Origin of the sequence: Corallococcus sp. AB018, assembly GCF_003986945.1 — a bacterium.
In the GTDB taxonomy this organism is placed as follows: domain Bacteria; phylum Myxococcota; class Myxococcia; order Myxococcales; family Myxococcaceae; genus Corallococcus; species Corallococcus exiguus.
This window is the reverse complement of sequence record NZ_RAWR01000016.1, coordinates 1-21993: the sequence shown is the minus strand read 5'-3', so window position 1 is coordinate 21993 and position 21993 is coordinate 1. Positions and strand designations below refer to the sequence as shown.

The following is a 21993-nucleotide window of genomic DNA, read 5'->3' as shown; positions in this document are numbered from 1 at the left end:
ATACAGAAGGCCCGACCCGGTGAGAGTCGGACCTTCTTGGGTGAATCAGGAAACGGTCAGGCTCAGGCGGCGGCGCGGACGTTCTGCGCCTGCAGGCCCTTGGGGCCCTTGGTGACTTCGAACTCCACCTTCTGGCCCTCGGCCAGGGTGCGGAAGCCGTCCATGTTGATGGCGGTGTGGTGGCAGAACACGTCCTCGCCCCCGCCGTCCTGCGTGATGAAGCCGAAGCCCTTCGCGTCGTTGAACCACTTCACGGTACCAGTCGCCATTTGCTGTTCTTCTTTCATCGCGGACAGGAAGAGTCGCCGTCCGGTCCTACAGAGTTCGACCCTACAAGACGGGCGCTAGCCTAAGCGCCCGTCCCAGGCGAAGTCCACTCCCTGGAAACATCACCAGGTAAACGTCACCACCCGCACTTCTGGCCCTTGTTCTGCTCCTGGAGCCAACGACGCAGCGGGGCGAAGTACTCCAGCATCGGCGTGGCATCCATCTGGCGGGTGCCCGTCATGGCGGACAACGCATCCGGCCACGGCTTGCTCGCGCCCAGCTCCAGCATGGCCTGCAGGCGCGCGCCCGCGGCCTTGTTGCCGTAGATGGAGCACTCGTTGAGGGGGCCCGTGATGCCGGCCGCTTCGCACAGCGCCTTGTGGAACTGGAACTGGAGGATCCGCGCGAGGAAGTAGCGCGTGTACGGCACGTTGGCGGGCACGTGGTACTTGGCGCCGGCGTCGAAGTCCTGCTCCGTGCGGGCCACCGGCGCGGCGATGCCCTGGTACTTCGTGCGCATCGCCCACCAGCTCTTGTTGTAGTCCGCCGGCTTCACCTTCCCGCTGAACACGTCCCACCGCCACTGATCCACCAGCAGGCCGAAGGGCAGGAAGGCCACCTTCTCCAGCGCGTCCTTCAGCTGGAGGTTGATGACGTTCTTGTCGTTCTTCTCCACCGCGTTGAGCAGGCCCGCCTGCTGGAGGTAGGCCGGGGTGATGGAGAGCGTGAGCGCGTCGCCAATGGCCTCGTGGAAGCCGTCGTTGGCGCCGGCCTGAAAGAGGACGGGGAGCTTGTAGTAGTACGTGTAGTAGTAGTCGTGGCCCAGCTCGTGGTGGATGGTGACCAGGTCCTCCTCGGTGGGCCTGATGCACATCTTGATGCGCAGGTCGTTGTCGTACGTCACGTCCCAGGCGGACGCGTGGCAGACGACGTCGCGGTCCTTCGGCTTGGTGAACTGCGAGCGCTCCCAGAAGGTCTGCGGCAGCGGCTTGAGGCCCAGCGAGGTGAAGAACTTCTCACCCAGCTTGACCATCTTCTCCGCGTCGTAGCCCTGCTTCACCAGGGCGCTGTCCACGTCCAGGCTGGCCTGACCGGGGAACGGCTCCACCAGCGGGTAGATGTTGTTCCACTCCTGCGCCCACATGTTGCCCAGCAGGTGCGCGGGGATGGGCTTGCCGGCGGGCACCGCGGCCTCGCCGTACTGCTTCGCGAGCCGGCCGCGCACGTAGCAGTGCAGCTCGTCGTACATGGGCTTGACCTGGCCCCAGAGCCGCTGCGCCTCCTTCTCGAACTCCGCCGGGGTCATGTCGTAGGACGACCGCCACAGCGTGCCCAGGTCGTTGAAGCCGATGTCCTTCGCGCCCGAGTTGGAGAGGTTCACCAACTGCGTGTAGAGCGGGCGCATGGGGCGGCTGATGGCGTGCCAGCCGGTCCACGCATCCAGCAGCGCGTCCGCGTTGCGGCTCTCCGCCATGACGTCGGACAGCTCCTCCAGGTCACGGCACTTTCCCTTGCCGTCCTTGCCGCAGTACTTGCCCTTGCCGTAGAGGCCCTCCAGCTTCGCGGCGGTGGAGGCCAGCTCCGAGCGCTGCGCGGCGTTGGCCGGGGCGGGCAGCGTCTGGGACACGCGCAGCAGGTGCAGCATGCGCGCGGTGTCCGCGTCCAGCTTCAGCCCGTCGAAGCGGCGCGAGTCCTTGATGGCGTTGTTGACGTAGGCCATCACCTCTTCGTTGACGGAGGCGGCGTTCCGCTCCGTGTCGTCGGTGATGTACGTGCTCTTGATCCACTCGGCGGTGGCCTGCCGGGTCCAGAGCTGCTTCAGGTCCGCGTTGAGCTTCTCGGCGAACTGCTTCGCCTCCGCGGGCGTGGCCTTCGCGGCCGGAGCGGGCGTGGCCTTCGCGACCGGAGCGGGCGTCGTCTGCGCGCTGGCGGCGGGCGCCGCGAGCGACAGGGCGGCCAGGGCCGCGCGCATCAAGGACTGGGGAGTGCGGGTCATGGGCGCGGACACTATGGGAAGTGCCCTGCCCTCGCACCCGCGAAGTCAGGCCGTCCGCGAGCGCTGACATCGCGGGTGGATGCCGCGCCCGGTCATCACGTACGCGCCGCATGACTGGACCCGGGGGGGCCGTCCGGAGGGCAACCAGCCACGACGGGCGCGCCCTGCCGTGCCGCTACAGGCAGTGACAGCTTTGATTCATGCTTCTGGGACACACAAAGGACGCGCACTGGCCGGCGCCAGAGGCTGCGATGGACCAGGCGCGCGAGTTCCTGGAAGCGTGCCGGGACAAGCATGTGCTCGTCGTTCCACACACGGACGTGGACGGGCTCACCTCCGGAGTGCTGATGCTCCGCGCGCTTCAGTCCCTGGGGGCCCGGCCGACAGCGCGCCTGCCGGGCAAGGGAGAGGACGTCCACCACCCGGGCTTCCTGGAGCGACTGGGAGCCTCCTCCACGGAGGCGCTGGTGGTGCTGGACATGGGCAGCCGCGCGGAGCCGCTCTTGCCCGGGGTGCCCACGCTGGTGGTGGATCATCACGCGTCGGAGGCATTCCCACCCGGCGCGAAGGTGCTCACCGCCTACGGCCATGCGCCCGTTGCGAACACGAGCCTGCTCACGTACGTGCTCACGTCGTCGTTCGTCGTGCCCGGTCCGCTGGAGTGGCTGGCGGTGCTGGGGACAGTGGCGGACCTGGGCGTGGACGCGCCGATGCCGTTCCTCAAGGACGCGCTGCGGCGGGCGAAGCGTTCGTCCATCACAGAGGCGGTGGCGCTGCTCAACGCTGCCCGTCGTTCCAGCCGGCTCGCGGCGCCACTGGCGATGCAGGTGCTCTTGCGCGCGGGCAACGCGACGGACATCGCGGAGGGACGCGTGCCCGGCGTGGACGCGCTGCGCGACTGTCGCCTGGAGGTGCAACGCGAGGTTGCCCGGTGCGCGAAGACGCCGCCGCGCTTCGCGGGCAACCTGGCGCTCCTGTTGTTCAGCTCCGAGGCGCAGGTGCACCCGCTGGTGGCCATGCGCTGGGTACATCTGTTGCCGGACCACATCGTCGTCGCCGCCAACACGGGCTACCTGCCCGGCCGCGTGAACTTCGTGCTGCGAAGCCGCGCGCCGGTGGACCTGCTCGCGCTGCTGCGGGACCTGGACCTTCCGCCGATGGGAAGCTCGTTCGCGCACGGCCATTCGCGGGCCACGGGCGGCAGCATGCCACCCGCGGACTTCCTGCGCCTGATGGATGCATTGGGCTTCCGGGGGCTGAGCGACCGGGACGTGGAGCGGCGTGGCGTGGCGCCGGGGTGAGGCGCTCAGGGCCGTTGCGATATGACGGCGTGAATGCCTCGCGCCCTCTCCGCCCTCCTCTTCTCGCTGTGCCTCGCCTGCGGTTCAACGAACGATGATCCACCCAACCCCGGTGGCGAAGCCTGCGAGCAGTATTCGTTCCCGCTGTCGGACACGTCGTCGGCCAGTCACGTGAGTTCGTGCAGCAGCACCGCGTGTGGCAACGGTGAGAACCCGCCCAACTCCGGCCTGCACTGCCCCACGTGGCTGTCGTGCCGCAGCTTCGACACGGAGCAGCCGCGCTGTTCGTGGATCCACAACCTGGAGCACGGCCACGCGGTGTTCCTCTACAACTGCCCGGAAGGCTGCCCCGACGAGGTCGCGAAGCTGGAGGCCGCGCAGGCACAGGCCGCGGTGGGCAGCAACGGCGTGCGCCGCGCGCTCGTCGCTCCGGACTCACAACTGCCCAAGCGCTTCGCCGCGCTGCTGTGGCGCCGCACGTACCTGATGGACTCCGTGGATCCGGACGCGCTCACGTGTCTGCTCGCGCTCCAGGATGTGGATGCAATTGAACCCGGATTGATCTGCCCTCCGTGAAATGACAGCGATCACGGAATAAATGGCAGACACGAGTGAGAGCACCGCGTCAGGGTGTCACGTGTCGCCAATTTTTTGCGTGCACTGCCTCAGGGTCTCTTAATCCGAGACACGCGCCGCCCCTGTTTGACCCGCCTGCGTTCCCCCGGGCGGTCCTGAGTTCACCACCCCCTTTGTCGGGGGTGGCGCGTCGACATGACCGACACCGTCGACGCCCCCGTCTCCCCACGGGGTCTGGCTCCACGGAACATCGCTGGGGCCTTCGAGGCCCAGGCCGTGCTCCGTCCCCAGGCCATCGCCGTCCGCTGTGACGGACAGCAGCTCACGTACGCGGAACTGGATGCGCGAGCAAACCGGCTCGCGGGATGGTTGAAGGCACGGGGCGTGGGCCGCGAACGGCCACAGGTGGGTGTATGCCTGCCGCGCTCAGTGGACCTCATCGTCACGCTGGTCGGCATCCTCAAGGCGGGCGGTGCGTACGTCCCGCTGGATCCGGAGTACCCCTCGGAGCGGCTGGCCTTCATGGCCACGGACTCGCGCGTGCGGATCATCGTCACGCATTCCGGGCTGGAGTCGCACCTGCCGTCGGGGGACTGGCACACGCTCCGGCTGGACACGGACGCGGATGCGTTGGCGGGCTTCAGCGACGGGCCCGTCGCGCGCGACGTCGTGGAGGACGACCTGGCCTATGTCGTCTTCACGTCCGGATCCACGGGCCGTCCCAAGGGCGTGTGCGTGCCCCACCGGGGCGTGCTGCGGCTGGTGCTGGATGCGGACTACGTCCACCTGGGCGCGGATGAAGTGCTGTTGCAACTGGCACCGGTGGCCTTCGACGCGTCCACGTTCGAGCTCTGGGGTCCGCTGCTCAACGGCGGCCGTGTGGCGGTGTTCTCGCGTGGAGCCTCCGCGCTGGACGAGCTGGGAGACTTCCTGCGCGAAGAGAGCGTGACGACGGCGTTCCTCACCACCGGCCTGTTCAACACGCTGGTGGACCGGGGCCTGCCGGGCACGGAGACACTGCGTCAGCTCTACACGGGGGGTGAGGTGATGTCGCTGCCCCATGCGCGCCGGGCGCTGGAGGCACTGCCGCGCACGCGCATCTTCAACTGCTACGGCCCCACGGAGAACACGACGTTCACGAGCTGCCAGCTCCTGTGCGCGCCGCTCGGCTCCGAGCCCGCGCCCATTGGCCATGCCATCTCCGGCACGCGGATGTACGTGCTGGACCCGGAGGGCCGTGAGCTGCCCACGGGCTCCGTGGGTGAGCTGTACACGGGAGGCAGCGGCGTCGCGTGGGGCTATTGGGAGCGTCCGGAGCTCACCGCCGAACGGTTCCTGCCGGATCCCTTCAGCACCGAACCGGGCGCGCGCATGTATCGCTCGGGGGATCTCGCTCGGCGGCTCGAGGACGGCGCCGTGGACTTCGTGGGACGCGTGGACCACCAGGTCAAGGTGCGCGGCTTCCGCATCGAGCCGGGTGAGGTTGAAGCGGCGCTGCGCCTGCAGTCCTCCGTGCAGGAGGCCGTGGTGATGGTGCGCGAAGACGTGCCGGGCGACCGGCGGCTCGTGGCGTACGTGACGGCATCTGAGCCCCTGACGGCGCCGATGCTGCGGGCGCACCTGAAGGACCATCTGCCCGCGCACATGCTGCCTTCGGCCATCGTCGTCCTGGACGCGATGCCTCTCACCACCAACGGCAAGGTGGAGCGCAAGGCACTGCCGGATCCGCGCGACTGCCCTGGAGCCGAGGAGGACTTCGTCGCGCCGGAGACCGCGCTGGAACAGACCGTTGCTCGGGTCTGGGCGGACGTGCTGCGCATGGACGCGGTCGGCGCCACGGCGGACTTCTTCGAGCTGGGTGGCCAATCCCTCCTGGCCACGCAGGCCATCGGCCGGCTGTGCGATGTGCTCCAGCGTCCCGTGCCGCTGCGTTTGCTGTTCGCGAACCCCATCCTGCGAGACTTCGCCGCCGCGCTGGAGGAAGCCGCGCCGACGGTGGAGCACACCGAGGCCCCCATCCCTCCGCGCACGGATGCCGCGCGGGAACAGCTGTCGTTCGCGCAGCAGCGGCTGTGGTTCCTGGACCAGTGGATGCCGGGCTCCGCGCTGTATTCGCTGCCGTTCGCGTTCCGGCTGGACGGGCCGCTGGACACGGCCGCGTTGGAGCAAGCGCTTCAATCCGTGGTGGACCGGCATGAAGCCCTGCGCACCACCTTCCCTGGCGAAGGCGCCGCCCTCCAGCACGTCGCCGCGCACCTGCCCGTGACGCTGGAGCGCGCGGAGACCGGCTCGGAGGAAGAGACGCTCGCGTGCATGCAGCGTGAAGCGGAGCGGCCTTTCGAGCTGGCTCGGGGTCCGTTGTTCCGGGCGCTGCTCATCCGTGAAGCGGAGCGGCGGCATGTGCTGGTGCTCAACCTGCACCACATCGTCTCCGACGGCTGGTCCTTCGGCGTGCTGTATCAGGAGCTGTCCGCGGCGTACCGCGCTCGGGACCTGGAGCCCCTGCCCCTCCAGTATCCCGACTACGCGGCGTGGCAGCGCCAATGGCTCCAGGGCGATGTGCTCCAGCGGGAGCTGGGCTTCTGGGAGCGGCAGCTCGCGGACGTGCCCCATGTGCTGGAGCTGCCCACCGACCGGCCGCGTCCCGCGGTGCAGGGGTTCGCGGGCGCCATCCATCGCTTCACGGTGCCGGCCCGGCTGCACCGGGAACTGGAGGCACTGGCCCGCCGTGAGGGAGCCACGTTGTTCATGGCCCTGCTCACCGGGTTCCAGGTGCTGCTGTCGCGCTACAGCGGGCAGCGGGACTTCGTGGTGGGCACGCCCATCGCGAACCGCACGCGGAAGGAGCTGGAGGGGCTCATCGGCTTCTTCGTCAATACGCTGCCCATCCGTGCCCGCTTCGAGGGTGAGCCTTCGTTCCTCCAGGTCCTCGCGCAGGTGCGGGACCGCGCGCTGGGGGCGTATGCCCATCAACAGCTGCCCTTCGAAAAGCTGGTCGAAGCGCTCCAGGTCGAACGTGAGGCGAGCCGGACGCCCCTCATCCAGGTGCTGTTCGCGCTCCAGAACGCGCCCACGTCGCGGCTCGAGTTCCCGGACGTCACCGTCACCCCGCTGACGCTGGACACGCGCACGTCCAAGTTCGACCTGTTCCTTGCCCTGGAGGAATCCGGCGACGGGCTCGTGGGCACGATCGAGTACGCCACTGCGCTGTTCGATGCGGCCACCATCGAGCGCCTGACGGAGCACTACCTCCAGGTGCTGCGTTGCTTCGTCGAAGCGCCGGACCGTGGGACCGGGGACGCCGTCTTCATGTCGGAGCTGGAGCAGCGGCGGGCGCTCCAGGACTGGAACGCGTCGGCGCGTCCCTACCCTTCGGAGCTGTCCATCGTGGACGCCTTCGCGCTCCAGGTCGCGCGGCGGCCCGACGCTGTCGCCGTAAGCCATGGGGCCGTGACGCTCACGTACGCGGAGCTCGATGCGCGCGCGGAGCAGTTGGCCCGGCGGCTGCGGACACTCGGGGTGGGACGGCGTACGCCGCAGGTGGGCGTGTGCCTGCCTCGCTCCCTCGACCTCATCGTGTCGCTCGTGGCCATCCTCAAGGCGGGCGGCGCCTACGTCCCGCTGGATCCGGAGCATCCTTCCGAGCGGCTCGCTTTCATGGCCACGGATGCGCGGCTCGTCGCCATCGTCACGCACGAGGCGCTGGCGTCCGGGTTGCCCTCGGGTTCGTGGACGCCCGTGTGCATGGATGTGCCGTGGGATGCCGTGGAAGCACCGGCGGCCGAGTTCGTGATGCCGGTGGATCTGGCGCACATCATCTACACGTCCGGATCCACGGGCCGGCCCAAGGGCGTGTGCATCCCGCATCAGGGCGTGGTGCGGCTGGTGCTCAATCCGGACTACGTGCGAGTGGGGCCCGGCGACCGGATGGCGCAGTCCACGACCATCGCGTTCGACCTGTCCACGCTGGAAGTCTGGGGCGCGCTGCTCAACGGGGCCACGCTGGTCCTGTTTGCCCGGGACGAGATCATCGACCCGGACGTCCTGGCGCGCAGGCTCCAGGAGGAACGCGTCACGCACATGGTGCTGGCCACGGCGTTGTTCAACCACGTAGCCCGCTCGCGACCCGACGCCTTCAGCCACCTGTCCTGGATGATCTTCGGCGGCGAGGCGGCGGACGTCGCCAGCGTCAACGCGGTGCTCTCACACGGCGGACCCACGGCGTTGCTCAACGGGTACGGCCCCACGGAGAACACGTCCTTCAGCACGTGGCACCGCGTGCCGCATGCGAGCGTCCAATCCGTGCCCATCGGTGGGCCGCTCGCCAACAGCACGGCGCATGTGCTCGACGCCCGGCTCCATCTGGTTCCTCCCGGTGTCGTAGGCGAGTTGTTCGTGGGCGGCGACGGATTGGCGCTCGGGTACTGGGCGCGGCCCGACCTCACCGCGGAGAAGTTCATCCCCCATCCGTTCAGTGACACGCCCGGTGCGCGGCTCTACCGCACCGGAGACCTGGTCCGTCAGCGGGTGGATGGCGTCCTGGAGTACGTGGGCCGCCGTGACCATCAGGTGAAGCTGCGCGGCTTCCGCATCGAATTGGGCGAAGTCGAAGCGGCCCTGCGGCAGCACCCCGCCGCGCGGGAGGCGCTCGTGCTGCTGCGCGAGGACACGCCGGGCGACCGCCGGCTCGTGGCCTACGTCGCGGCCACGGACGTCACGGACGCGGTGCTCCGTGAGTTCCTCCAGGCACGGCTCCCGGGCCACATGGTGCCTGGCGCGTTCGTGGTGATGGAGGCATTGCCCCTCACGCCCAACGGGAAGATCGACCGGCGCGCGCTGCCTGTCCCCGGAGCTTCAGCGACCGAGGGCTTCATCGCGCCCCGGACCCCGCTCGAAGCACGGATCGCCAGCATCTGGGCCGCCGTGCTGGGCGGGCGCGAAGTGGGAGCGAACTCGCACTTCTTCGACCTGGGCGGGCACTCGCTGCTGGCCACGCAGGTGGTGTCCCGCGTGCGGGAGGCGCTGGGCGTGCCGCTCTCCGTGCGCGCGCTCTTTGAATCCCCGCGTCTGGAGGCGTTCGTCCGGATCGTAGAAGGCCTGCTCGCGCAAGGACACCGGGAGGACTCGCGCATCCCCGTGGCGCCTCGCGGATCCGAACCGCTTCCGCTGTCCTTCGCGCAGGAGCGGCTCTGGTTCCTGGGGCAGCTGCACGATGTGCCCGGCGTCTACAACATGCCCATGGCCCTGCGCCTGGACGGCCCATTGGACGTCGAGGTGCTGCGCGCCAGCCTGGAAGCGCTCGTGCTGAGACACGAGTCCCTTCGCACTACGTTCCCGGAAGGCGACCGCCCCACGCAACACATCGCCGAGGTGCCGGTCCTGACGCTGGAGGTCCAGCGGCTCGACGCGCCGGGACCGGAGGACTCGCGGGTCCAGGCTCGTCTGCGGCAGGAGGCGGACCAGACCTTCGACCTCGCGCGGGGACCTCTGTTCCGGGTGCTCCTGCTCCAGCTCGAAGGCACGTGCTCGGTGCTGGTACTCAACCTGCATCACATCGTGTCCGATGGCTGGTCGTTGGGCGTGCTCTACCGCGAGCTGTCCGACGAGTACCGCGCGCGTCTCCAGGGCCAGTCGCCACGACGGTCACCGCTGCCCGTGCAGTACGCGGACTACGCGGCATGGCAGCGCCAGTGGCTCCAGGGTGACGTGCTCCAGGAGCAGCTCGATTTCTGGAAGCAGCAGCTCGCGGACGCGCCGCATGTCCTGGAGCTGTCCATGGACCGTCCGCGCCCCGCGGTGCAGCGCTTCGACGGCGCCTCATTCCGTTTCACGCTGCCCTCCACTCTTCGTCAGTCGCTGGAGGCCCTGGCCCGCGAGGAAGGGGCCACGCTGTACATGACGCTGCTGGCGGGCTTCCAGGTGCTGCTGTCGCGCTACAGCGGACAGCGGGACTTCATCGTCGGCACCCCCATCGCCAACCGCACGCGGGAGGAGCTGGAAGGCCTCATCGGCTTCTTCGTCAACACGCTGCCGCTGCGGGCCCACCTGCGCGACGGCGCGTCGTTCCGTGAAGTGCTGGGTCAGGTGCGGGCCCGGGCCATGGGGGCGTATGCGCATCAGGAACTGCCGTTTGAAAAGCTCGTCGAGGAGCTGCACGTCGAACGCTCATTGAGCCACGGGCCGCTGGTGCAGGTGATGTTCGCCCTGCAGAACGCCCCTGGCACGTTGCCCCAGCTCCCGGGCCTCCAGGTCCAGGCGTTGGAGCTGTCGCTTCAGACGTCCAAGTTCGACCTCAGCCTGATGCTGGAGGAGACCGGCGACGGGCTCTCCGGCGTCCTCGAATACGCGAGCGCGCTGTTCGAGCCCCGCACCATCGAGCGGATGGCCGGGCATTTCCACCGCCTGCTCGAAGGGGTGCTGCATCAGCCCGATGCGGCCATCCATGCCCTGCCCTGGCTGTCCGAAGGCGAGCGGCAGCAGGTCCTTGCCACCTGGAACGACACCGCACGGCCCTACCCGCGCGACGCCTCGCTCGTGCGTGCATTCCACGCGCAGGTGGCCGCGCGCCCGGATGCCCTCGCCGTGCGTCACGGTTCGGCTGCGCTCACCTACGCGGAGCTGGACGCTCGCGCCAATCCGCTCGCGTGGGCGCTCAAGGCCCAGGGCGTCGGACGGGATGCACCGCGTGTCGGCGTGTGCCTGCCGCGCTCCATCGACCTCGTCGTGTCGCTGGTCGCCATCCTCAAGGCAGGGGGTGCCTACGTGCCGCTGGACCCGGACTACCCGGCGGACCGCCTGGCCTTCATGGCCACGGATGCGCGGCTCGTCGCGGTCGTCACCGAATCAGCGCTCGCGGGTCAGGTCCCCGAAGGGCCGTGGACGGTCCTGCGGCTGGATGCGCTCCCGGCGGGGATGGAACGCCATGCGCCTCCGGATGTCTGCACGGGGGATGACCTGGCGCACATCATCTACACGTCCGGCTCCACGGGCCGGCCCAAGGGCGTATGCATTCCGCACCGGGGCGTTGCCCGTCTCGTCCTCGATCCGGACTTCATCCAACTGCGTCCCGAGGATCGAGTGGCCCAGACGTCCACGGTCGCGTTCGATGCCTCGACCTTCGAGCTGTGGGGCACCCTGCTCAATGGCGCGACGCTGGTCCTCCTGTCGAAGGAAGAGGTCATCGAGCCCACCGTGCTCGCGACGCGGGTCCACGACGAAGGCATCACGGTCCTGTTCCTGACCACGGCGCTCCTCCACCACGTCGCGCGCACCGACCCGTCGCTGCTGAAGGGCCTGCGGTGGCTCCTGTTCGGTGGCGAGGCCGCGGACCCGGCCTGCATCCGCGCCATCCTCTCCGACAGCGCGCCGGAGCACATCGTTCACGCCTACGGCCCCACGGAGAACTCCGCGTACAGCACGTGGTTCTCTCCGACACACGTCGAACCCGATGCGGTGACGGTGCCCATCGGGCGCCCCGTCTCCAACAGCACGGCGTACGTGCTGGACGCGCACCTGCACCCGGTAGCGCCGGGCATCGTGGGCGAGTTGTTCGTCGGCGGTGACGGCCTCGCGTGGGGCTACTGGGAGCGGCCAGACCTCACCGCTACCGCCTTCATTCCCCACCCCTTCGCCTCCGTGCCCGGCGCCCGGCTCTACCGCACCGGCGACCTCGTCCGGCAACGCCATGACGGCGCGTTCGACTTCGTGGGCCGCCGCGACCATCAGGTCAAGGTGCGCGGCTTCCGCATCGAACCCGGTGAAGTCGAAGCCGTCCTGCGCCAGCACCCTGCCGTGCGTGAAGCACTGGTGCTCGTGCGTGAGGACTCGCCCGGTGACAAGCGATTGGTTTCCTACGTCACCTTCCGTGACGCTGTGACGGCCAGCGACCTGCGCGCGCATGTCCAGGCTTCGCTCCCCAGTCACATGGTCCCCTCCGCGTTCGTGCTGCTGGACGCGCTGCCCATGACGCCCAACGGGAAGGTGGACCGCCGCGCGCTGCCAGTGCCAGACAGCGAGGCTTCGGCAACGGTGGGCACACGGGCCCTGACTGCCCTGGAACAGACGTTGAGCGCCATCTGGTGCGCGGTGCTCCAGCGCGCTCACGTCCCCGTCGATGCGAACTTCTTCGACCTGAGTGGGCATTCGCTGCTGGCCACGCAGATCGTCTCCCGGACCTCACAGGCGCTGGGCATTCCTGTCCCTGTGCGGACCCTCTTCGAGTTCCCGACCATCGAAGGCATGGCACGCGCGTTGGAAGGCCGCACGCAGGACCCGTCCCTGTCCGGCCCCGCGCTCCGGACCTGGCAGCGCGAGGGACCGCCGCCCCTGTCGTTCGCGCAGGAGCGGCTCTGGTTCCTCAACCAGTTCCACTCGGACCGGGCCGCGTACAACATGCCCATGGTGCTGCGGCTGGAAGGCACGCTGAACGTGGACGCGATGGAGCATGCGCTCCAGGCACTGGTGGACCGGCACGAATCCCTGCGCACGGTGTTCCCGGGGGAAGGAGTCCCCGTGCAGCGCATCCTCCCCCGGATGCCCGTGTCCCTTCGCCGGGTCGAAGCATCCTCCAGGACCGAGGCGGAAGCCCTGCTGCGCGAGGACGCGGAGACACCCTTTGACCTCGCGGAGGGTCCGCTGTTCCGCGCCCTCCTGGTGCGCGAGGACGCTGGACACCATGTGCTGCTGCTCAACCTGCATCACATCGTGTCCGACGGCTGGTCGATGGGCGTGCTCTACCGCGAGCTGTCCGCCGGATATCAGGCGCATCACGCAGGCCGGGCCTCGGACCTGGCGGCCCTGCCCGTGCAGTACGCGGACTACGCGGCGTGGCAGCGCCATTGGCTCCAGGGTGAGGTGCTCCAGCGGCAGCTCGACTTCTGGAAGCAGCACTTGGCGGACGCGCCGCACGTCCTGGAGCTGCCCACCGACCATCCTCGTCCGACCGTGCAGCAGTTCGCGGGCTCCACCCACGAGTTCACCCTCCCCCGCACCGTGCTCGACGCACTGACGGGCCTGGGCCGCCAGGAAGGAGCCACGCTGTTCATGACGTTGATGGCGGGCTTCCAGTTGCTGCTGTCGCGCTACAGCGGGCAGCGGGACTTCATCGTCGGCACGCCCATCGCCAACCGCACCCGCGAGGAGGTGGAAGGCCTCATCGGCTTCTTCGTCAACACGCTGCCGCTGCGGGCCCACCTGCGCGACGGTGCGTCGTTCCGTGAAGTGCTGCGGCAGGTGCGGGACCGGGCGCTGGGCGCGTACGCGCATCAGGAACTGCCGTTTGAAAAGCTCGTCGAGGAACTGCACGTCGAACGCGCCCTGAGCCACGGGCCGCTGGTGCAGGTGATGTTCACCTTGCAGAACGCGCCCGGGACACCGCCCCAGCTTCCGGGTCTCCAGGTCCAGGCGCTGGAGTTCCAGACCCCGACCTCCAAGTTCGACCTCACCCTGGCCCTGACCGAAACTCAGGAAGGAATCAGCGGCACGCTCGAGTACGCGACCTCGCTGTTCGAGCCCCGCGCCCTCGAACGGATGGCGGACCACTTCCGTCGCATCCTCGAAGGCGCGCTGCACCAGCCCGATGCCGCCATCCATGACCTGCCCTGGCTGTCCGAAGCAGAGCGCCAGCAGGTCCTCACGGAATGGAACGAGACGAGCCGGCCCTATCCGAGGGACAGCTCCCTGGTGCAGGCCTTCGAAGCCCAGGTGGCCACGCGCCCGGAGGCCATCGCCGTGCGGCATGGCGCCCAATCGCTCACCTACGCGGAGCTGGACGCCCGCGCCAATCAGCTCGCGTGGACGCTCAAGGCGCAGGGCATCGGGCCGGATGCGCCCCGCGTGGGCGTGTGCCTGCCGCGCTCCATCGACCTCATCGTGGCGCTCGTCGCCGTGCTCAAGGCGGGTGGCGCCTACGTGCCGTTGGATTCGGACTACCCGGTGGATCGACTGGCCCTCATGATCTCCGATGCGAAGGTGCATCGGATCATCACGGGCACGACATCCTCGATCCGGTTCACTTCAGACAGCGTGGGACCCATCCGCATCGATGCGTTGGAGGCCCCCGCGCAGTCCGGCTCGCCCTACGATGCGACGCGCTTCCATCCCCTGGAGCCTGCGTACGTCATCTACACATCCGGTTCCACGGGCCGGCCCAAGGGCGTCTGCGTTCCGCATCAGGCCGTGATGCGGCTGGTGATGGATCCGGACTACATCCCCTTCGGTCCAGGCGACCGCGTGGCCCAGGCCGCGACGGTGTCCTTCGACGCCTCGACCTTCGAGGTGTGGGGTGCGCTGCTCAACGGCGCGACGCTCGTCCTGTTCTCGAAGGAAGACATCATCGATCCCGCGACGCTGGCCCGGGGCCTGCGGGACGAGCGCATCACCGCTCTGTTCCTCACCACGGCCCTCTTCAACCACGTCGCCCGGATGGAGCCCACGGCCTTCAACGGCCTGTCCACGCTCCTCTTCGGTGGCGAGGCATCAGACCCGGCTTGCGTGAACCGGCTGCGCGAACACGGTGGGCCTCGCAGGCTGGTGCACGTCTACGGCCCCACGGAGAACACCACGTTCAGCACGTGGCATCTCGTCACGGAGTCCGTCGCGGGCACGGTGCCCATTGGCAAGCCCCTCTCCAACAGCACGGCCTACGTGCTGGACGCGCACCTGCACCCGGTGGCGCCGGGCATCGTCGGTGAGCTGTTCGTCGGCGGTGACGGCCTCGCCTGGGGCTACTGGGAGCGGCCCGACCTCACGGCCACTGCCTTCGTGCCCCACCCCTTCGCCTCTACTCCAGGAGCCCGGCTCTACCGCACTGGCGACCTCGTCCGTCAGCGCTACGACGGTGCGTTCGACTTCGTGGGACGCCGCGACCACCAGGTCAAGGTGCGCGGCTTCCGCATCGAGCCCGGGGAAATCGAAGCCGTGCTGCGCCAGCACCCGGCCGTGCGCGAAGTGTTGGTGCTCGTGCGCGAGGATTCGCCTGGTGACAAGCGGCTGGTCGCCTACGTCACGTACCGCGACACGGTGACGGCCAGCGACCTGCGTTCTCACGTCCAGGCTTCGCTCCCCAGCCACATGGTCCCCTCCGCGTTCGTGCTGATGGACGCACTGCCGCTCAACGCGAACGGCAAGGTGGACCGCCGCGCGCTGCCTCGTCCTTCCGACAGCACGGACACGGAGGAGGCCGGCGTGATGCCTCGTACGCCGCTGGAACAACAGATCGCGGACATCTGGGCGGAGGTCCTGGGGCGCACGGTCATCAGCGTCACCGCGAGCTTCTTCGACCTGGGCGGCCACTCGCTGCTCGCGGCGCAGCTCGTCTCCAAGCTGTCGGAGCACTTCCCGTTCAAGGTCCCGCTCCAGGTCCTCTTCCAGAGTCCAACGGTCGCGGCGATGGCCCAGTGGATCCAGGCGAAGCTCACGCCGGATGCACCAGTGGCCGAAGCAGGCCCCGCGCTCCCGGAAGGCATCGTGCAGCTCCAGCAGGGACGCTCGGACCTTCCGCCGCTGTGGTGCATGCATCCGGTGGGCGGCACGGTGTTCTGCTACCAGGACCTCGTGCGGGCGCTCGGCCCCGACCGCACGGTGTACGGCTTCCAGGCCCCCGGCGTGAATGGCGAGTGCCCGCCACTGAGCAGCATCGAGGCGCTCGCGTCACATCACCTGAACTTGATGCTCCAGTGGCAGCCCCAGGGGCCCTACTACCTCGTGGGCCTCTCCATGGGCGGCACCATCGTCTATGAGATGGCCCAGCGCATGCTCAAGCTGGGCGTTCCTCCGGAGCTGCTCGTCTTCCTCGACACGCCCGGCCCGGGTCAGATGCCGACGCAGTTCGAGGACGACGCCGCGCTGCTCGCGGCCATGTTCGGAGATGACACACCGACGCTCGCCCAGCGCCTGCGCGCGATGCCTCCGCACGAGCAGATGAAGGAGGTGCTGCGCCAGGCGCGCGAAGGCGCGACCGTGCCGGACTCGTATTCGCTGCGCGACCTGGAGATCTTCCTGGACGTGTGGAAGGCCCACATGCGCGCCCTCTTCAGCTATGCGCCCGTGCCCTACGAGGGCGCGGCCACATACCTGAAGGCCCAGGTCCACGTGCCACCCCATCCGCTGCACCCGGAACAGCCCTGGCAGATGCTCGTGCGGCACGGACTGGAGGTGCTGCCCGTGCCCGGCAATCACCAGACGATGATCGAACCGCCGAACGTCGAGACCCTGGCGCGGCATCTGACCGCGTGCCTGCGACGCATCGAGGACGCCGTGGTCCGGAGCTCGGTCGCGTAGCGGCGCGGGTAGCAAAGGCACACTGGGGGCACATGACGGCCCAGCCTTCCGCTATCTCGTGGTGATGTCGTCCACACGAACCGACGAAGGACGGCGGCTCCGGCGTCCCAGCTCCACCAGGACCTGCCCCGCTTCCGTCACGGTCTTCTCCAGCTCCGCCGCGGCTTCCTCGAAGCCGGGCGGGGGCTCATCCACGCCCCGTCCAGATGGGGCGCGGCGAGCTGTTACCCATGGGCTTCCCTGGTGGTCTCCGCATTCCCTGTAGTTGAGTCAGTCCATGCGAAAACTCCTCCTCCTCTGCTTGCCGCTGTTTGCCTGTGTGACGACGAAGTCCGTCCCGGTCCCGGCTTCTGCCGACTCCAGCGCGTTGCATCAGGTGAAGCGGGTGAAGGTGGCCGAGGGGGTCGAGCTCGAGCTGCTCGACTTCGGAGGCCAGGGACCCGCGCTCGTCTTCCTGTCGGGCCTGGGCAACACGGGCCACGTGTTCGACACCTTCGCGCCGGAGTTCACCGCGGCCCATCACGTCTACGCCGTCACCCGCCGGGGGTTTGGCTCGTCGAGCTGGCCCGAGCAGGGCTACGACACCGCCACCCTGGGCGAGGACGTCGTCCGGGTGCTGGAGGGGCTGGGAATCGCGAAGGCGTCATTCGTGGGCCACTCCGCCGCCGGGCCAGAGCTCACCTGGGTGGCAACCCATCACCCGGAGCGCGTGGAGAAGGTGGTCTACCTGGACGTGAGGACCAACGGTGACCTGCTGGCGGAGCTCCTTTCGGTCCTGCCCATGCCTCCTCCGAGCGAGCCCGCTCCCGAGGACGTGGCCTCACGCGCCGCGCTCGCCGCCGCGCTCGCGCGTGACGTCGGAGGAGCGTTCCCCGCGCACGAGATCGACGAGGCGAACGAGTTCGATCCGAAGACCGGGCACTACCTGCGCGCCCGCAGGTGGCCGCACGCGGAGGAGCGGGTGATGAAGGGTTTCTCGCAGGTGGACTTCGCGGCCGTGACGGCGGCCGTGCTCTTCCTCTACGTGGATCAGCCTCGGTCCGGGCGGGCGGAGGACCTCCCAGGCTTCTCCCAAATGGACCTTCCCGTGCAGGAGAAGTTGAGGACCCTGAGCGCCAGGGCGCTCCAGCGGGACGCCGAAATGCTGAGCGTGATGAGCATGCCGAACTGGAAGGGCATCAAGCTCGAGCACGCGCGGCACTACGTCTGGCTCACCAACCATGACGAGGTGCTGCGCGAGATGAAGACCTTCCTCGAGACATTTTGAAAGGGCGGCGAAGGCGCGCTGGATGAGCGCATCTCCTGTTTCCACACTTCGAGCAAGCGAACACGTCCAGCGCTTTCCGTCCTGCGTAGCAGCCTGGCGAGAGTCCAATCGTGGTGTGCGCTCCTTCTTCGGCTCCTCCCTCGTCGCGGCAAAGGACGGGCTCTCTTCCTCCGGCTCCGGCCTCGCCCCTCCTCGCCCCGTCCAGACGGGGCGCGGCGAGCTGTTACCTTCCGCCTTCTGCATTCCCTCGACGCGGAAGATGCCCGGGTGATCCAACATGGGCACGCTAGCGCCGCAGGCGCACGTGCAGGGGGGGACTCTCCCACCTCCGGAGTCCATGTCCGATGTCGAAGGGCGCCCGCCCGGTGGCGTGGAGGGTGAGCGGCCGTCCAGGGGGGATGCGGGCCGGCACCGGAAGGACTGGGGGCGCCTGGGCGTACTAGCGCCTCCATGACCAACACCATTCGACGCGCTTTCGCGGCGCTGCTGACGCTGACGTGTCTCGGGGCGCTGTCCGCCCAGGCCGCCACGGGTGTGCAGGGCCCCGTGCCCCCGGCCTTCCAGAATCGCTTGATGGTGGGCCTCTTCGAGGAGGCCGGCCAGAACTGGATGCGCGACAGCAACGTGCCGTGGGACGCGCGCTACCGCTACTTCACCAAGGGCTGGGCGGACAACTGGGGCTACGGCGCCCGCGACGGCAGCTGGGCGGCCAGCTTCTTCACCGAGTCGAAGGCGCAGGGCTACGTCCCCGTCGTCACCTACTACCAGCTCTTCGGTGAGCCGGGCGGCGGCGAGCAGGAGACCCTCGCGAAGCTGAAGAACGCCTCCACCATGCGCAGCTACTTCGAGGACGTGAAGCTGCTCCTCCAGCGCGCGAAGGCCTTCGGCAGCCCGGTCATCCTCCACGTGGAGCCGGACGCGGTGGGCTTCCTCCAGTTCCAGACGGCCTCCAACCCCAACGTCCCCGCGGCCATCGCCTCCTCGGGGATGCCGGAGCTGGCGGGCCTGCCCAACACCGTCGCCGGGTGGAGCCTGGCGTTCCTCCAGCTGCGCAAGGCCGTGGGCGCGAACAACGTCGTGCTGGGCCTGCACATCTCCGCGTGGGCCAGCGGCAAGGACATCGCGTTCAACTCGCTCACGGATCCGCTCCAGCCGGAGGTGGACAAGGTCGTCAACTTCCTCAAGCCGCTGGGCCTGGGCACCAACGTCACCGGCGCCACCTACGACGTGGTCGTGGGCGATCCGCTGGATCGCGACGCGGACTTCTACCGGCTCACGCAGGGCGCGGATCACACCTGGGACATGAGCGATGCGGCGTCGCTCACGTCGCGCTCGTACAACCGCTACGCGGAGTGGCTGCGCCTCTGGAATCAGACCTCCGGCAAGCGCTGGATGCTGTGGCAGATCCCGCTGGGCAACTCCAACCACCTCAACATCAACAACAGCGGCGGGGCGCGCCAGGGCTACAAGGACAACCGCACCGAGTACTTCTTCGGCACGAGCGGTGACGCGCACCGGCGCAAGTTCGCCAACGTAGGCGTCGTCGCACTGATGTACGGCGCGGGCGCGGGCGGCCAGAGTTCCTACCAGAACGACCAGGGCACCGACGGCCAGCCGTACCTGAAGCAGCGCGCGGGCACGTTCCTCAACGCGGGCGGACTGAGCCTGCCCGCGGCCGGCACCACGCTTCCGCCCCCGGGCGGCGGCGGATCCACCGATGGAGGCACCGTGGACGCCGGCACCCCGCCGGTCGACGCGGGCACTCCCGACGGCGGCACGCGTCCGGATGCCGGCACCGACGGCGGCGTGGACGGCGGCACACGTCCGGATGCCGGCACGGATGGCGGCACCGGCACCTCCGACGCGGGCACCCCGGCCGACCCGTCGAAGTACGGCTTCGAGTCCAACGCGCAGGGCTGGAGCGCCAGCGGCGCCGCGCTGTCCGCCGTGAGCACCACCACCGCCAAGGCCTCCGCGGGCACCCGTTCGCTGGCCGTGCCCTTCAACGGCACGTCCGGCAAGGGCACGGTGGCCGTGGCCAACGCGGCCGTGCCGTCCGGCAAGACGGTGACGTTCCAGCTGTGGCTGCCCACCGGCAGCAAGATCACCGGCGTCCAGCCGTACACCCTGGAAGGCGCCTCCGCGAACTGGCGCTGGACGGGCAACTGGATCGCCGTCAGTAGCCTCAAGGCCGGCGCGTGGAACGCCATCACCGTGAAGCTGCCGTCCGGATCCACCACCCCGCTGTACCAGCTGGGCGTGGAGCTCCAGACGACGGGCACGTGGATGGGCACGGTCTACCTCGACGCCGTCAGCTGGTAGTCCAACGAGTTTCCGGTCCCGCGGGCGCGTGCAACCGCTCGCGGGACCGACGTAGGGTAGCGCCCCCCGTGAGCACCCTGCCCTCCGCCGCCCCCGTCTCCCGCGAGCGCGTGCGCGCCATCGACTGGCTGCGCGGCCTCTCCGTCCTCTTGATGATCCAGACCCATGCGCTCGTGCTGCTCACACCCGAGCTGCGCAAGAGCGTGTGGACCGGACGGCTGCTCAAGGTAGACGGGCTGGTGGCCCCCGCGTTCATCTTCTCCGCCGGGTTCGCGCTGGCGCTGCTCATGGTGCGCAGCGCCGCCTCCGGAGTGCTGAACGAGCGCGTGCGCCGCAACCTGCGCCGCATCACGGAGGTGTTCGCCGTCGCCGCGCTCGTCAACTGGGTGTGGTTCCCCATCCGCTCCGAGCCCGTGTGGCTGCTGCGCCTGGACATCCTCCACTGCGTGGGGCTGTGCCTGCTGCTCACCCTGCCCATGGCCGCGCTGCTCGCCCCACGTCCGCGCGTACTCGCGGGCACCGCCTTCGTCCTGGCGATGGTGGCGTTCGCGTTGGCGCCCTTCAGCGACTCCGCGGGCGAGCCGTGGGCGTCGTTCCTGCGCAAGTCCAACTGGGCCCCCTTCCCGCTGGTGCCGTGGGTGGGCTTCGCGTGGCTGGGCGCCTTCGCGGGCTGCATCGCGGGGGCGTGGGGCCGCAAGGGCCTGGCGCGGGCCCTGGGCTTCCTCATCGCGCTGGGGCTGCTGGGCACGCTGATGCCGCGCGTGCTCAACGACCTCTATCCGCCTCACCGCTTCTTCGTCACCAACCCGTCCAACTCCGCCACCCGCTTCATGTGGGTCTGCGCGGTGTTGCTCGTGTTGCTGTGGGTGGAGGGACGGATGGCGCCGGACGCGAAGCCTTCACGCGCACGTCGCTTCCTGGAAGTCTTCGGCACCTCGTCGCTGTCCGCGTACTTCTTCCACGAGATGCTGCTGTACTACCGCGTCTTCGGCGTCTTCTCGTTCCAGAAGCTGTGGGGCGACTCCAGCGGATGGCTGAAGTACGCCGGCCTGCTCGCGCTGCTCATCGCGTGCACGTACGTGCTGTGCATCGCGTGGGATCCGGTGGAGCGCGCGGTGAAGAAGGCCTTCGCGCGCGCCGGACAGTGGCTGCTCAGTGCGCCGCGTTGGCTGCGGCCTGTTCGAAGGCGCGGATGATCTCCGGCGGGGCCTGCACCAGCTCAATCAGCACGCCCTCTCCGCTCAGCGGGAACTGATCGCTGGCCTTCGGGTGGATGAAGCACACGTCGAAGCCCGCCGCGCCCTTGCGGATGCCGCCGGGCGTGAAGCGCATGCCCTGCCCTTCCAGCCACTTGACGGCCACCGCCAGGTCGTCCACCCACAGACCCACGTGGTTGAGCGCCGGGTCGTGCACCTTGGGACGGCCGTCGGGATTGACGGGCTGCATCAAGTCCACCTCCACCTTGAAGGGGCCCGCGCCCGCCACGACGATGTCCTCGTCCACGTTCTCCTTCTCGCTGCGGTAGGTGCCGTGGGCCGTCAGGCCCAGCGTGTCCACCCACAGCTTGCGCAGGGCGCCCTTGTCCAGCCCCCCGATGGCGATCTGCTGGATGCCCAGAATCCGGAACGGTCGTGTCGTCTCCATGGCCGGGGACCGTCGCAAAAGGGGTCCCCCCACGCAAGCGCGGCCCACGCCTGGGTCCGGGAAAAATTCACCGGATAAACCCATTCCGGAGGTCGGCCGTTTCCAGGGGCACGCTGACTTCCTCCCGTCGTCCCGGAGCCGCCCATGTCCCCTTTCTTCTCGAAGCGCCGCGTGTCCTTCGTCAGTGGTGCCCTCCTCTGCGCCAGCCTCGTGAGCGCGTGCTCCTCCATGGAGCCGGCGCAGGGCGTGTCGGCGCGCAACGAGCTCAAGCCGCAGGCCACGGCGACCACCCGGAGCGCCCCCTGTCCCTTATACACATCTCCGAGCCCACGAGACGCTCA

At 69.0% G+C, this 21993-nt stretch carries 11 protein-coding genes; 7 read left to right on the top strand and 4 right to left on the bottom strand.

Annotated features, from left to right (window positions below; translation table 11 throughout):
* Positions 1-62: 62 nt before the first annotated feature.
* Both D7Y11_RS05780 and D7Y11_RS05775 read right to left on the bottom strand, forming a co-directional pair.
* Positions 63-269 carry a cold-shock protein gene (locus tag D7Y11_RS05780; RefSeq protein ID WP_120575411.1) on the bottom strand — a complete coding sequence of 69 codons (207 nt, stop codon included), beginning with the start codon at positions 267-269 and terminating at the stop codon, positions 63-65.
* A 134-nt stretch (positions 270-403) separates the two neighbouring features.
* Positions 404-2263, bottom strand: coding sequence for a M2 family metallopeptidase (locus D7Y11_RS05775; protein WP_126933205.1), 1860 nt, complete (start codon positions 2261-2263; stop codon positions 404-406).
* A gap of 251 nt (positions 2264-2514) precedes the next feature.
* Here D7Y11_RS05775 and D7Y11_RS05770 point away from each other — a divergent pair, with 251 nt between their 5' ends.
* The 3 genes from D7Y11_RS05770 to D7Y11_RS05760 all read left to right on the top strand — a co-directional run bounded on the left by D7Y11_RS05770 (position 2515) and on the right by D7Y11_RS05760 (position 16419).
* On the top strand, positions 2515-3564 hold the full coding sequence (locus tag D7Y11_RS05770) for a DHH family phosphoesterase (RefSeq protein WP_233596727.1): 1050 nt from the start codon (positions 2515-2517) through the stop codon (positions 3562-3564).
* Positions 3565-3597: 33 nt separating this feature from the next.
* A complete protein-coding gene (locus D7Y11_RS05765) occupies positions 3598-4140 on the top strand; it encodes a DUF3105 domain-containing protein (protein ID WP_233596728.1) in 543 nt (180 codons plus the stop codon).
* 195 nt (positions 4141-4335) lie between these two features.
* The gene (locus D7Y11_RS05760) at positions 4336-16419 is read left to right on the top strand and encodes a non-ribosomal peptide synthetase (RefSeq protein WP_126933204.1); all 12084 of its coding nucleotides are present in this window, start codon (positions 4336-4338) and stop codon (positions 16417-16419) included.
* 51 nt (positions 16420-16470) lie between these two features.
* Here the strand turns inward: D7Y11_RS05760 and D7Y11_RS43175 are convergent, their stop codons facing one another.
* A complete protein-coding gene (locus D7Y11_RS43175) occupies positions 16471-16614 on the bottom strand; it encodes a hypothetical protein (protein WP_158620732.1) in 144 nt (47 codons plus the stop codon).
* An 82-nt stretch (positions 16615-16696) separates the two neighbouring features.
* Between D7Y11_RS43175 and D7Y11_RS05755 the strand changes: the two genes are divergently transcribed.
* From D7Y11_RS05755 to D7Y11_RS05745, 3 genes are all read left to right on the top strand, one after another.
* The gene (locus D7Y11_RS05755; protein ID WP_217275866.1) at positions 16697-17686 is read left to right on the top strand and encodes an alpha/beta fold hydrolase; all 990 of its coding nucleotides are present in this window, start codon (positions 16697-16699) and stop codon (positions 17684-17686) included.
* A 450-nt stretch (positions 17687-18136) separates the two neighbouring features.
* Complete coding sequence (locus tag D7Y11_RS05750) at positions 18137-20008, top strand: hypothetical protein (protein ID WP_126933203.1); 1872 nt, start codon at positions 18137-18139, stop codon at positions 20006-20008.
* A gap of 68 nt (positions 20009-20076) precedes the next feature.
* Entirely contained in the window at positions 20077-21204 is a 1128-nt protein-coding gene (locus tag D7Y11_RS05745; RefSeq protein ID WP_126933202.1) for a heparan-alpha-glucosaminide N-acetyltransferase domain-containing protein, read from the top strand.
* Here D7Y11_RS05745 and D7Y11_RS05740 read toward each other — a convergent pair.
* A complete protein-coding gene (locus D7Y11_RS05740) occupies positions 21161-21652 on the bottom strand; it encodes a VOC family protein (RefSeq protein WP_120566104.1) in 492 nt (163 codons plus the stop codon). The two genes, D7Y11_RS05745 and D7Y11_RS05740, sit on opposite strands and share 44 nt — an antisense overlap.
* A 144-nt stretch (positions 21653-21796) precedes the next feature.
* Here D7Y11_RS05740 and D7Y11_RS44115 point away from each other — a divergent pair.
* The coding region (locus D7Y11_RS44115; RefSeq protein ID WP_148139195.1) for a hypothetical protein at positions 21797-21993 on the top strand (197 nt) is incomplete at its 3' end.